Source organism: Faecalibacterium sp. I3-3-89 (assembly GCF_023347275.1).
Classification (GTDB): Bacteria; Bacillota; Clostridia; order Oscillospirales; family Ruminococcaceae; genus Faecalibacterium; species Faecalibacterium butyricigenerans.
The window spans coordinates 433,299-445,537 of the sequence record NZ_CP094468.1 but is presented as its reverse complement, the minus strand read 5'-3'; the positions used below and the strand labels follow the sequence as shown (position 1 = coordinate 445,537).

General features: G+C 61.4%; 11 protein-coding genes and 4 tRNA genes. 9 read left to right on the top strand and 6 right to left on the bottom strand.

Annotation, left to right across the window (positions count from 1 at the left end; genetic code table 11):
* Window positions 1–241 precede the first annotated feature (241 nt).
* Window positions 242–721, top strand: a complete 480-nt coding sequence (locus tag MTP38_RS02120) for a deoxycytidylate deaminase (RefSeq protein ID WP_227620892.1) — start codon at window positions 242–244, stop codon at window positions 719–721.
* A gap of 16 nt (window positions 722–737) precedes the next feature.
* On the opposite strand, the gene MTP38_RS02115 is transcribed toward MTP38_RS02120, so the two are convergent.
* Window positions 738–1,046: a hypothetical protein gene (locus tag MTP38_RS02115; protein WP_249234101.1), complete on the bottom strand. Its 309-nt coding sequence runs from the start codon at window positions 1,044–1,046 to the stop codon at window positions 738–740.
* Between the two features lie 91 nt (window positions 1,047–1,137).
* Between MTP38_RS02115 and argF the strand changes: the two genes are divergently transcribed.
* From argF to MTP38_RS02090, 5 genes are all read left to right on the top strand, one after another.
* Window positions 1,138–2,133, top strand: coding sequence for an ornithine carbamoyltransferase (argF, locus tag MTP38_RS02110; RefSeq protein WP_249234100.1), 996 nt, complete (start codon window positions 1,138–1,140; stop codon window positions 2,131–2,133).
* A 1-nt stretch (window position 2,134) separates the two neighbouring features.
* A complete protein-coding gene (locus MTP38_RS02105; protein ID WP_249234099.1) occupies window positions 2,135–2,707 on the top strand; it encodes a hypothetical protein in 573 nt (190 codons plus the stop codon).
* Window positions 2,708–2,945: 238 nt separating this feature from the next.
* A complete protein-coding gene (locus MTP38_RS02100) occupies window positions 2,946–3,437 on the top strand; it encodes an RNA polymerase sigma factor (protein WP_227620889.1) in 492 nt (163 codons plus the stop codon).
* A complete protein-coding gene (locus tag MTP38_RS02095) occupies window positions 3,424–4,518 on the top strand; it encodes a DUF4349 domain-containing protein (RefSeq protein ID WP_249234098.1) in 1,095 nt (364 codons plus the stop codon). The genes MTP38_RS02100 and MTP38_RS02095 overlap by 14 nt, the downstream gene beginning before the upstream one ends.
* Window positions 4,519–4,629: 111 nt before the next feature.
* Window positions 4,630–4,706 (top strand) — tRNA-Met (locus MTP38_RS02090).
* Window positions 4,707–4,802: 96 nt separating this feature from the next.
* On the opposite strand, the gene MTP38_RS02085 is transcribed toward MTP38_RS02090, so the two are convergent.
* From MTP38_RS02085 to MTP38_RS02065, 5 genes are all read right to left on the bottom strand, one after another.
* Window positions 4,803–6,350 carry an ATP-binding protein gene (locus MTP38_RS02085; RefSeq protein WP_249234097.1) on the bottom strand — a complete coding sequence of 516 codons (1,548 nt, stop codon included), beginning with the start codon at window positions 6,348–6,350 and terminating at the stop codon, window positions 4,803–4,805.
* 17 nt (window positions 6,351–6,367) lie between these two features.
* Window positions 6,368–7,810 carry a vWA domain-containing protein gene (locus MTP38_RS02080; RefSeq protein WP_249234096.1) on the bottom strand — a complete coding sequence of 481 codons (1,443 nt, stop codon included), beginning with the start codon at window positions 7,808–7,810 and terminating at the stop codon, window positions 6,368–6,370.
* On the bottom strand, window positions 7,794–8,873 hold the full coding sequence (locus MTP38_RS02075; RefSeq protein WP_249234095.1) for a leucine-rich repeat protein: 1,080 nt from the start codon (window positions 8,871–8,873) through the stop codon (window positions 7,794–7,796). Before MTP38_RS02075 ends, MTP38_RS02080 begins: the two co-directional genes overlap by 17 nt.
* 299 nt (window positions 8,874–9,172) lie before the next feature.
* Entirely contained in the window at window positions 9,173–9,568 is a 396-nt protein-coding gene (locus tag MTP38_RS02070; RefSeq protein WP_249234094.1) for an FMN-binding protein, read from the bottom strand.
* Between the two features lie 49 nt (window positions 9,569–9,617).
* Window positions 9,618–11,276, bottom strand: a complete 1,659-nt coding sequence (locus MTP38_RS02065; protein ID WP_227620883.1) for a glutamine--tRNA ligase/YqeY domain fusion protein — start codon at window positions 11,274–11,276, stop codon at window positions 9,618–9,620.
* Between the two features lie 240 nt (window positions 11,277–11,516).
* Here MTP38_RS02065 and MTP38_RS02060 point away from each other — a divergent pair.
* The 3 genes from MTP38_RS02060 to MTP38_RS02050 all read left to right on the top strand — a co-directional run bounded on the left by MTP38_RS02060 (window position 11,517) and on the right by MTP38_RS02050 (window position 11,920).
* Window positions 11,517–11,592, top strand: a tRNA-Trp gene (locus MTP38_RS02060).
* Window positions 11,593–11,764: 172 nt separating this feature from the next.
* A tRNA-Asp gene (locus MTP38_RS02055) sits at window positions 11,765–11,841 on the top strand.
* Between the two features lie 3 nt (window positions 11,842–11,844).
* Window positions 11,845–11,920, top strand: a tRNA-Thr gene (locus MTP38_RS02050).
* Window positions 11,921–12,239: the final 319 nt, after the last annotated feature.

The window sequence follows — 12,239 nt, the reverse complement described above, 5'->3', positions numbered from 1 at the left end:
TCATTTCCGCCGCACGGAGCATTCTCTCCGCTTTTGTGGCATATTTTACAAAGATAATACCACACTTCAAACGATTTTTAAATATTTCGTTTGAAATTTCCGGCTTTCGCCCTGCCAAACTTCCCGGCCTCGTTTTGTGCATTTTGCCTTGAGGAAGATGGTTTTATTGTAAAAGTCCCTGCGGCACGCTATAATAGGGGCGTCGAGACCAACTTTCATGCAAACGAAGGAGCACTGCACGATGAAACGCACGGATTATATCAACTGGGACGAATACTTCATGGGCATTGCCCTGCTCACGGCGATGCGCTCCAAAGACCCCAGCAGTCAGGTGGGGGCCTGCATCGTCAGCCCGGAAAACAAGATCCTCTCTCTGGGCTACAACGGTATGCCCATCGGCTGCGACGACGACGCCATGCCGTGGGAGCGGGAGGGCGACCCGCTGAACACCAAGTATATGTACGTCTGCCATGCCGAGCTGAATGCCATCCTCAACAGCGCCCACAACAACCTGAAGGGGGCGCGGGTGTACGTCACCCTCTTTCCCTGCAACGAGTGCACCAAGGCCATCATCCAGTCCGGCATCGCGGAGGTGGTCTACTACAGCGACAAGTACCACGACACCGATTCCAGCGTTGCGGCGCGATTCATGTTCAAAAAGGCCGGTGTCCGCCTCACCCCCTACCAGCCCAGCGGACGGAAGGCGGAGCTGGAGTTGTAATCCGTCAAAAATTATGCTAAACTGAGAATAAGGCGCTGATTGCAAAATTGGTGGTCATGCTTTCCTGTCCCGCGTCGCTGATTCTTCCTCTACATTCATCCTCGGTCTTCTGGGGCTGATCGTTGACGTAGTCCGCCTGACCATTGATGTCATGGAGAAATCTTCTCAGAAGAAAAACGATGATAACAAAAAAGATTGACCGCCACAGTGTTCCAAGCCTGACGGTCAATCTTTTTGATTCTGGGATGGAAAGCTGACCCTTTGCAGTCAGCGCCCCTTCTGTTTGTAGTATAGTCGAATCACCGTTATTTGTCAAGGCATCCATTCGTTCTTGACTGCTTTCCCTTCCTGTATTATAATAGAGTTTACAAAAGTATAAATATACAGCATTTTGCGAATAGAGAGGAATATATACAATGAATCTTACAAACCGCAGCTTTTTGAAGCTCCTTGATTACACCCCCGACGAGATCGAGGGCCTGCTGGATCTCGCCGCCGACCTGAAGGCCAAGAAAAAGGCCGGTGTCCGCCACGACGCTCTGCGCGGCAAGAACATCGCCCTCATCTTTGAGAAGACCTCCACCCGCACCCGCTGCAGCTTCGAAGTTGCAGCCCACGACCTCGGCATGGAAGTCACCTACCTCGACCCGTCGGGCAGCCAGATCGGCAAAAAAGAGTCCATCGCCGACACCGCCCGGGTGCTGGGCCGGATGTTCGACGGCATCGAATACCGCGGCTACGGCCAGCAGATCGTGGAAGACCTCGCCCACTACGCCGGTGTGCCGGTCTGGAACGGCCTGACCAACGAGTTCCACCCCACCCAGATCCTGGCCGACTTTCTCACCATCCGGGAGCACTTCGGCCATCTCAAGGGCATCCACTTCGTCTACTTCGGCGACGCCCGCTACAACATGGGCAACAGCCTGATGGTGGGCTGCGCCAAGATGGGCCTCCACTTCACCGCCTGCGCCCCCAAAAAGTACCAGCCCGACGCTGCTCTGGTGGCCGAGTGCCAGAAGATCGCCGCCGAGACCGGGGCTACCCTCACTTTTGAGGAAGACCCCGCCAAGGCCGCACAGGGCGCGGACGTCCTTTACACCGACGTCTGGGTCTCGATGGGCGAGCCGGTGGAGGTCTGGGCCGAGCGGATCAACGACCTCTCCGCCTACCAGATCGATCAGAAGCTGATGAATATTGCAGGCCCCCACGCCGTCTTTATGCACTGCCTGCCCGCTTTCCACGACCACAAGACCACCGTGGGCAAGGAGATGGGCGAGCGCTTCGGCCGCGACGCGATGGAGGTCACGGACGAGGTCTTCGAAGGCCCCCAGAGCATCGTCTTCGACGAGGCCGAGAACCGGATGCACACCATCAAGGCCGTCATGGCGGCTACGCTGGGCTACAAGGGCTGATATGGGCGGAGGACACGTTTCACGCCCCGATTTCGGGATGCCCCAGCCAGACCCTTCCCACCCACTGACCGAGTTTTACTGCCTGCTGCAGCGCGCACTGGACCGGGAGGGCGTCTTTGCCCTGCCCGCGCTCTACGCACAGTTCCGCGCACCGGCGCGGCGCATCTACGCCGACGAGGCCGCGGATTTTCTCACCCTCCTGCCTGAGGAGGGCGAGGGCGCTTCCCGGCTGCTGGCCCCGGCACAGCTCCAGCTGCTCTACTCCACCCTCCACGTCACACCGGAAGGTGCGCCCGCCGCCCTGCTGCTCACCGAGGAGTGCACCCGGACGGTCTATGCCGTCCAGCTGCTGCCGCCCTTCGTCTGGGAAGACCCGCTCCCGCCCCTGCCGGACGCCCCGGCAGCGCTGAGCCTCACCCTCACCCTGCGGGACGTGGAGGAGATCGACGCCCACCCCGCCGCATTGGGCCACCGCCTCGTCTGCGACAAGGCGGGCAAGCGCTGGCTCCACCACCCCCGGGCTGAGACCTATCTTTCCGAGCGGGTGGCGCTCTTCCAGCGGCTCTACCGGTAATACAGAATCTGCACTCAGGGTCATCTGCCAAAACATGGCGGCAGATGGCTCTTTTGTTTTTTTCGTATTCATGTTATACTTTGGGTAACTGTGGAGCGTCCGGCGGAAGATTTTTCCGCCCTGCCCCATAAACTGCAATAATCGGGGCCGCTCATCCGTGTATGAGGTGAATGTCCCCTGTCGATCACCAATTCCACCGTGCCCTGCTGTACACAGGGCGTCAAAGGAGCATAGAACTATGGGACAGCTGACCAAAAATGAAATTTTTGCGCTGGCCGTGCAGCGATACAGTGACACGGTGTTCCGCGCCGCCATGCACAACTGCAGCTGCACTGCCGATGCGGAGGATGTGGTGCAGGATGTTTTCGAAAAACTGCTGTGCTACAATGGCCGCTTCGAGAGCGAAGAGCACCTGAAAGCGTGGCTGCTGCGCGTGACCATCAACCGCTGCCACGACCTGACCCGCGCCGCCCGCCAGAAGGACACCGAGCTGGACGAGAATCTTCCTGCCCCGGGCCAGATGGAGGACGGCAGCGTGCTGGACGCCGTACGCGCCCTGCCCGAGAACTACCGCAATGCGGTCTACCTCCACTACTACGAGGGATACACCGCCGCCGAGGTGGGCCGGATGCTGGGCGCTCCCACCAACACAGTGCTCAGCTGGCTTCGCCGCGCCCGCGCCCAGTTACATACGATGCTGAAGGAGGAGATTGAAGATGAGGTGGTTTGAGTACAAGATGGAGGTGGACGACCTTCACGCATCGGATGACCTGAAGGCGAAGCTTCTTGCCATGCAGGGGGGCCAGACGGCATCCAGCGCCCTCAAAGCCGCTCCGAAGCCCAGAAAGGCCATCCGCTTTTCCCGCAAGACCCTGAGCATCGCCGCCTGCGGCCTACTCTGCGGCGTCGGCCTGTATGCAGCGGTCGGCGCGCCCTTCCGCCTGATGGCTGCGGGCGGTGCGGCACTCACGGCAGAACCGGCCCCCGAGACGGCCTCCTATGCCGCCTACTCGGTGGACGGCGCGAACAGCGCCCTTTCCGACTCCAAAATGGCCGTCCAGAGCAGCGGTGCTGCCGACACCGGCAGCGCCGTGAGCGACCGCAGCGCAGATGACACCAGCGCCCTGCGTGCCGAGGCCGCACAGGAGGGCACGAAGCTCATCTACACGGCCAACCTCACCATCGAGAGCAAGGACTTCGATGCCGCCCGCACCGCCCTCAACGAGGCTGTGAGCGCCGCTGGCGGCTATATGGAGTCCAGCGATGAGTCCTCCTATTCCGGCATGGGCCGCAGCCTCTCCCTCACCATCCGCGTCCCGCAGGACAACTACACCAGCTTCCTCGCAGCCGCCGCGCAGGCAGGCAACCTCGTGGACAAGAGCGAGCAGGTGCAGGACGTCACCACCCAGTATATGGACATCGAGGCCCGGCTTTCGAACCTGACCGCCCAGCGCACCCGTCTGCAGGAGCTTCAGGCCACCGCCGAGAACCTCTCCGACCTGCTGGAGATCGAATCCTCCCTCAGCGACGTGCAGTATCAGCTGGAAAGCTGGCAGTCGCAGCTGAACTGGTACAGCCAGCAGGTGGAGTGCTCCACGGTCTACCTCTCGCTGTCTGAGGTGAAGGAGTACACCCCCACCGAGGAATCCTATCTCTCCCAGCTGTCCAGCGCCCTCCGCAACGGCTGGTCGGGCTTCGTCTCCGGCCTCCAGCAGCTGACGGTCTGGGTCGTGGGCGTCTGGCCTCTGCTGACCCTCATGGCCGCAGCCGCTCTCATCGTCCATCTGGTGCGCCGCCGCACCCGCAAATGATCTCCGTCGAAAAAAATCCGGAACCTTTTTGAAAAAACGCTTGACATCCGCCCCATCCTGTGGTATTATACTTGAGCAGTCAGCGAGAGGCTGACAGCGAAAAGTAAATATCGCGGGGTGGAGCAGTCTGGTAGCTCGTCGGGCTCATAACCCGAAGGTCGTTGGTTCAAATCCGGCCCCCGCAACCACCAAGCATCTTGATTTCATCAAGATGCTTTTTCTTTTGTTTTCCGTATACGAGAAGAGGGACTGCATGGTAAGCGCAGTCCCTCTTTTGCATTATGTTACAGCATCCCGTGCCGACGCTGCTCGGCTTCCAGCTCCTGATTCAGAGCCGCCTTGCGGTGGTCCAGCAGGAGGTCTTTGTTGTACTGGAAATACCGCTCACAGCCGTTTTCGGCGATGAACGCATGGGCGGCGGGCGACAGGGTCAGCTCGGTGACGAAGACCACCATCTCCTGACTCTCGGCAAAGGCCTGCTCCATGAAGTCGAAGGCCGCCTCCAGCGCGGCGCTGGCCCTCTGCTGGGCCGTGTCGCGGGCCTCCGACAGGGTGCCGAACTGCTCCCGCAGCACCTTGAAGGCGGCGTCTGCGTCCGGCGCGGCGGCACGCAGCAGCGTTTTCTCCCAGCCGCGCAGAGTCTTGGCAGTCTGCAGGCGGGCTTCCAGCGCGGGCTTGTCCAGCAGACCGGCGGTGCGCTTTTTCTGGGTCTCAGCCTCGTAGTCGGCGGTCATCTGGCCGAAGAGCTGCGCCCAGCAGTTCGGCTCCTGCGCCAGCTCTGCGGGCATCCCGGCAAACGCCTTCTTGGTCTCCTTCAGGAAGGCATAGCAGCCGTCGGCCACAGCATCAGCCCGCCGGGAGGCGGCAAAGCGCGTCTCGAGGCCGGACAGGAGGAGGCTGACAAGGCTCAGTCTCTCGTCGAAGGGGGCCTGCAGCAGCCGCGCAAAGGCGGCGGGCTTTGCCTTACCAGCCAGAATGTCCTCCACGCCGTAGTCGTCGCGGTACTTGTAGTAGAGGTCGAGATAGGCCGCAAAGTCCTCTGCGATCTTCTGGTGCTGGATATACTGGCGGATCAGCTCCTCGTCGGCCTGCAGGCCCAGCGACTCGTAGGTGTTGAGCAGGTTGGACAGGTCCTCCCAGCCGCGGGCGGTGACGAACTGGGTGCCGTCCACGTCGGCGTTGATCTGGTAGAAGTTCTGGGGGTGCAGCTCAAGATAGCTCAGGATGGCGCTGTGGAGATGGGCTGCGCGGGCGTAATCCTTCCAGACCGGCAGGTCCGGCTCGATGTCCATCCGGCGGACGCGGTCGAGGGTGACGATGTCGAAGTCGCGGACAGATTTGTTGTATTCCGGCGGATTGCCTGCCGCCACGATGACCCAGCCCGCAGGCACGGCCTGATTGCCGAAGGTCTTGCACTGCAAAAACTGCAGCATGGTGGGGGCCAGCGTCTCAGAGACGCAGTTGATCTCGTCGATGAAGAGGATGCCTTCTTTCAGGCCCGTGGCCTCCATCTTAGCGTAGACGCTGGCGATGATCTCGCTCATGGTGTATTCCGTCACCGAGACGTCCCGGCCGCCGTAGTTGCGCTGGCGGATGAAGGGCAGGCCCACGGCGCTCTGGCGGGTGTGGTGGGTGATGGTGTAGGCCACCAGCGCCACGCCGCACTCCCGCGCCGCCTGCTCCATCACCTGCGTCTTGCCGATGCCCGGAGGCCCCATCAGCAGGATGGGGCGCTGGCGGATGGCGGGGATGGCGTACTCGCCCAGAGCGTCCTTGGCGAGATAGGCTCGGACGGTATGCTCGATCTCTTCTTTGGCTCGTTTGATGTTCATATTGCTTTTCCTCGTTATCACGAATTGTTGAGGTCGCGGTAGAGGTCGTCCTCCTCCGCCAGCGCTTCGGCGAGCGCCGAGGCGCTGCGGGCGGCCTCACCGGTAAATTCTTCTTCGTCCAGAACCACCTTCATGGCCCACGGCGGCACGTTGGCGTCGTCAAAGCGATCCCCCAAGAAGAGGAACGCCGTGTCGTAGGCCGGACGGCGGGCCGGATAGCTGCCCATGCCGTCGGTAAAGTAGAGCAGGCCCCGCAGGTTCGAGAACTTCTTCTCGGCGCAGAGCTGGCTGACGTACTCGAAGGCGGGCCGGAAGTCGGTGCCGCCGCCGCCCCGCAGCTCGAAGTGGTTCATGGCACGGATGAGGTCGTCCTCGCTCTTTACCGGGATGTCCTGCCGGACGGCGTTGTCCGCTTGGATGAGATGCAGATTCATCCGGTGGAAGAAATTCTCCCTGCCCTTCAGCAGGGTGTACGTCTCGGCCAGAAAGGCCCGCACCAGCTCGCCCGACGTGGAATAGCTGGTGTCGATGACGAGGGCCAGCTCCTCGATCTTCTTGCTCTCCCGGGTCTCCAGCGGCTCGATGAGGGGCAGGTTGCCATAGACCGACAGGCCGTAGGTGTAGAAGTTCAGGTCGAACTCGTCCGGGTCGAGGTGGACTTCCTCCCGGGTGACGCAGAACCGGCGCAGAAAGTCGCTGTAGCTGCGGCGGCTGCGGTTCGCGGCCTTGACCTGCTCCCGCAGGGCGTCTGCACCCTCACCGGCCTCTTTGTCCCGCAGTTCCAGTTCGGTCTGCATCCGCTCGCCGATCTTCTGCCACGTCTTCTGGGGCAGAGGGGTGGGCATCTGCTGGGGCTGGTCGGGGGCGTCCTTGGGCCAGAGGCGGTGGTCGTCGGCGTAGAACTCTTTTTCCAGCTGCCGCAGCACGCCGGGCGTCTGACGCACCAGCCAGCGGTAGATGGGGGCCGCAGCAGCCACCTTCTCCTGCGCGGCGATCTCTTCATAGGCGTGCTGGCGCACCCACGTCAGGGGGCGCTGGACGCTCCTGCGGCCAAGGCCGTCGATGACGTTTTCCACTGCGATGTCACAGGCGAGGCTCCACAGCCTCGCGTCCCGCCTGCCCCGCAGCCAGAGGTGGCGGAAGATGCAGTGGAAGACGGTGTGGAGATACAGCCGGTTGAGGTACTTCGGGTTCTTCTGGTAAAGCCGCAGCAGAGCACTGGGCTGGTAGCAGAGGATGGTGCCGTCGGTCGCCAGCACACCGCACCGCTCGTCGGCGGTGGGCGTCAGGGCCGAGAGGGCCTGATCCAGAAAGCGGAAGTCCAGATACAGCCCGCTGCGCACCACGGCCAGCACCTCGCCGCCCATCCGGGCCTGCCACTCCTCATGCGTCTCGGGGCGGGCCGACTGGAAGGGCTTGCGGGGGTCGAAAAACTTTTCCTTCTCAGAAATCAAAATCATACCTCTTCTTTTGGGGCGCAGCGGCACGCTTTTTGTGCTCTGCGTCGGCCAGCAGGGCAGCCGCACCGGCGTTGTCGGCCTTGGCGGCGAGGGCAGCGCCCTCGGCAAAGGCGTCGGCGTCCATGACGTCCAGTGCCAACAGGGCCTTGATGCCCTCCATGTCCTGCGCCTTGAGCAGGCGGGTCAGCACCCGCCCGGTGTTTGCTTTCAGGAAGTCCCGATAGGCCCCCTGCGCGGCGGCGCTCAGCTGCCACGGCCAGCGGAGGCGGTCGAAGCAGAGCATCGCCATCACCGCCGCGTCGTCGGCGTCGTGGCCCTGTGGGAAGATGGCGTCGTACTCCGCCGGGAGGAGCCTGTTTTCGAGGAAGCACTGCCGATAGTGGTAGCCCTGCCCCGAAAAGGTGTGGAGCAGGATGTGAGCAGGGGTCTCTTCGATGTCCTCCCAGTAGGCGGGATACCACAGCCCCGCCCGGGGCGAGGCCTCCCCCACCGGCCAGAAGAGCGCCCGTACCGCCTCGGTGATGCTGCCCACAAGGGCGAACAGGCCGGTGGGCTGCTCGGGTGCTGCCCGGACGATGAGGTCTTCCAGCGCGAAGCAGTTGAGGAAAACGTCGCTGCCCATGGTCAGCTCCCCCGCCCCGGCGCTCAGACGGCGGAGCTTCCGGCAGTTGTAGAACGCACAGCTGCCCACGACCCGCAGGCTGTCGGGCAGGGAGACTTCTTCGAGGAAGTTCCCGCAGACGGGGTGCAGGTCGTCGTCCTGCGCCGACGCCGCAGGCGCATCGAAGTCGAAGCTGTACCGCGCCCGGTCCCCCACCTCCCGGCCGAAGGCACGGGTCAGGCGGAGCGTGCCGTCCTCGGCCTGCTCATAGCGGCAGGTTTTTTCCGGCCCGGGCAGGCCCCGGGGCTTCTCCGAAAAGCAGTAGTCGCCCAGCTCGGTGATGGGCCACTCACCCCCCTCCGGCCCGGGCACAGCCCCGGGCAGCACAGCGCACGGCTCGCCGCCGTACACCCGCACAAGGCGGGCCGCACCGCCCGCCAGCGGCAGAATATCTAGTAGCATAATAACTCCTATCCACTAACGCAAGGCCCGCTCTTTTTCGCCACATCGGGCTTTCAGCGGCCCGCTCAGAGTTTTCCGGCCTGCCAATGGGTACTTCGTACCCGGGTTGCGGCTCCCAGCGGCTGCTCCGCTCTCGCTTGCATCCCGCTGGCCGCTGCCCCAGCAGCTTCTCCCTGTTTCCGCCACTGGCGGCGGTCGTCGCTGCTGCCCTCTGGGGGAGCTGGCGCGCCAGCGCCTGAGAGGGCTGCATAAAAAAGGCTGCTGCACAGACACGCCGTGCAGCAGCTCCATTCAAAGCTTCATCCCTGTGCGGCCTGTGCAAGGCAATCGTTCATTGCCGCAAATACCGCGTCGCTGGTCATGGTGCTGCCGGAAACGGCATCCACGCCCGCCGTAGAGCCAGCCGCCAGCAGGGAGGCCGACAGGGCTTCTGCCGCCTTGCCGCCCAGATCCGGCGTCTCGCCGGAAGCATCGATCGCAACATTGGTCACTTTGCCGCCGGTGATGGTCACGGTGACGCCCACCTCACTCAGACAGCCCTGCGCGCTGGCGGTATAGGTGCCGTCGGTGTAGGTCTCGGCATTGTCGGCAGCGGGGACCGTGCCGGTGCTTGCGATATAGAGGGCCAGCACGATGCCGAGGACGACATCCAGCACCAGCATGAGGATAATGTTGCGGGTCAAGTGTTTTTTCATAGTCTGTGAAGTGCTCCTTTTGCGATGTTTGGTGTCCTGCCCGCCGGACTTACTTTGCGGGCTTGAAGCTGTCGCGCAGGGTCACGACACGGTTGTACACGCCGGGGTTCTTGCTGTCCGGGGTGAAGAAACCGGTGCGCACGAACTGGAACTGCTCGCCGGGCTTTGCGTCGGCCAGAGCCTCTTCCAGCTTGCAGTCCTTCCGGACGACGACGCTCTCCGGGTTCAGATAGTCCTTGTAGTCGCTGCCCTCAGGGATGGCGTTCATGTTGGCCTCGGTGAACAGCTTGTCGTACAGACGTACTTCGGCGTCCACAGCGTGGGCTGCGCTCACCCAGTGGATGGTGCCCTTGACCTTGCGGCCGTCGGCGGGGTTGCCGTTGCCGGTCTCGAGGTCGGCGGTGCAGTGGATGACTGCGATGCTGCCGTCGGGGTTCTTCTCGACGCTCTCGCACTTGACGAGATAGCCGCCCATCAGGCGGACCTCGCCGCCGACGGTCAGGCGCTTGAACTTCGGAGGCGGGACCTCGGCGAAGTCCTCCTTCTCGATCCACAGCTCCTTGGTGAAGGCCACCTTGCGGGTCGTGGCATCGTTGGCCTCCCGGTTGGGGTTGTTGGCGATGTCGAAATACTCGGTCTTGTCGGCGGGGTAGTTGTCCACCACCAGCTTGACAGGGTCCAGCACGGCGATGCGGCGCTGGGCGGTCAGGTCCAGCTCGCTGCGGATGCAGGCCTCCAGCTGGCGCATATCAATGAGGTTGTCCGACTTGGAGATGCCGGCCTCCCGCACAAAGGTAAAGATAGAGGAGGCGGTATAGCCGCGGCGGCGCAGGCCGCACAGGGTGGGCATACGGGGGTCGTCCCAGCCGTCTACGATGCCCATCTCCACCAGCTCGCGCAGATAGCGCTTGCTCATGACGGTGTTGGTCATGTTCAGGCGGGCAAACTCGCGCTGCTTGGGGAACTCAGTGCCGAAGATGTTCTCGATGACCCAGTTGTACAGGGGGCGGTGATTCTCGAACTCGAGGCTGCACATACTGTGGGTGATGCCCTCGATGGCGTCCTGAATGGGGTGGGCAAAGTCGTACATCGGGTAGATGCACCACTTATTGCCCTGACGGTGATGCTCGGCATACTTGATGCGGTAGATGGCCGGGTCACGCAGATTCATATTGGGGCTGGCGAGGTCGATCTTGGCACGAAGGGTCTTCTCGCCCTCCTTGAACTCGCCCGCACGCATCCGGCGGAACAGGTCGAGGTTCTCTTCCGGGCTGCGGTCGCGCCACGGAGAGGGGCGGGAGGGCTTGCCCGCGTCATTGCCGCGGTACTCGCGCATCTCATCGCGGGTCAGATCATCGACGTAAGCCTTGCCCTCAAGGATGAGCTTCTCGGCGTACTCGTAGCACTTGTCGAAGTAGTCGCTGCCGTAGAAGATGCCGCCCGTGGGGTCAGCACCCAGCCAGTGCAGATCCTCGATGATGCTGTTGACGTACTCCTCGCCTTCGCGGGCGGGGTTGGTGTCGTCGAGGCGGAGGTTGAACTTGCCGCCGTACTGGTTGGCGATGGACCAGTTGATATAGATGGCCTTGGCGCTGCCGATGTGCAGGTAGCCGTTCGGCTCCGGCGGGAAGCGGGTATGGATCTCGCTGACCTTGCCTTCGGCGAGGTCGGCGTCAATGATCTCGGTCAAAAAGTTTTTATCTGCCATATGGCGTTCCCCCTATCAGGGCATAACAAGCCCGGAATTACACTTTTGATACCCTTTATGATACACTATTTCCTGCTCTGCTTCAAGGTGGAAAGCCGAAGTTTGGGATGTTTTCGGCGTCATTTTGCGAAAAAGCGGGCCTTCTCTGCCCATCTTTCCAAAAAACTTGAAATTCGCGCTTGACATTCGGCACAGAATCTTATATAATAATCAAGCATTCAGCGAATGCGGAACACATCTAGGGGTATAGCTCAGTTGGTAGAGCAGCGGTCTCCAAAACCGCGTGCCGTGAGTTCGAGACTTACTACCCCTGCCACAAACGCACAGAGGATATTCTGTGCGTTTTGTTTTTGCCTTTTTCGCCCAGATGTCGGACTTTCTGAAACTTTTTTGGGTTTTTCTGAATTTCACGCTTGACAACAGGGTGTTTCTCAGGTATAATAACACACGTTCCGGCGGTCAACCGCCAGACACACTTGAGCGATCATGGCCCGGTAGCTCAGTTGGTTAGAGCACCAGCCTGTCACGCTGGGGGTCGTCGGTTCGAGCCCGATCCGGGTCGCCATTTGCTGCTATAGCTCAGTTGGTAGAGCGCATCCTTGGTAAGGATGAGGTCTCCAGTTCGAATCTGGATAGCAGCTCCAGTCTGAAACACCTTGGAGTCCAAAGACTTCAGGGTGTTTTGTTTTGTGCAAAAGAGCAGGTTCCCCTGATTTTTACTACCCGGGTTGATTTTTTGCGCCAAATGAAGTATACTATCTTCATAGTCCCGACGGGATTTAAGAAACCATTTTCTACGAGAACTATTTCCTCCAATAGATAAACCGCGCCGCAGGTTCGAACATTACCTGCGGCGCGGTTTTTGTTTGCAAAGAAACCACTAAGGCGGAAAAACTTTCCTCTTCGCTGGCGCAAAAGGTCAGGCCTCACTTCATACAACCTCTCAGTCTGCTTCGCAGCCAG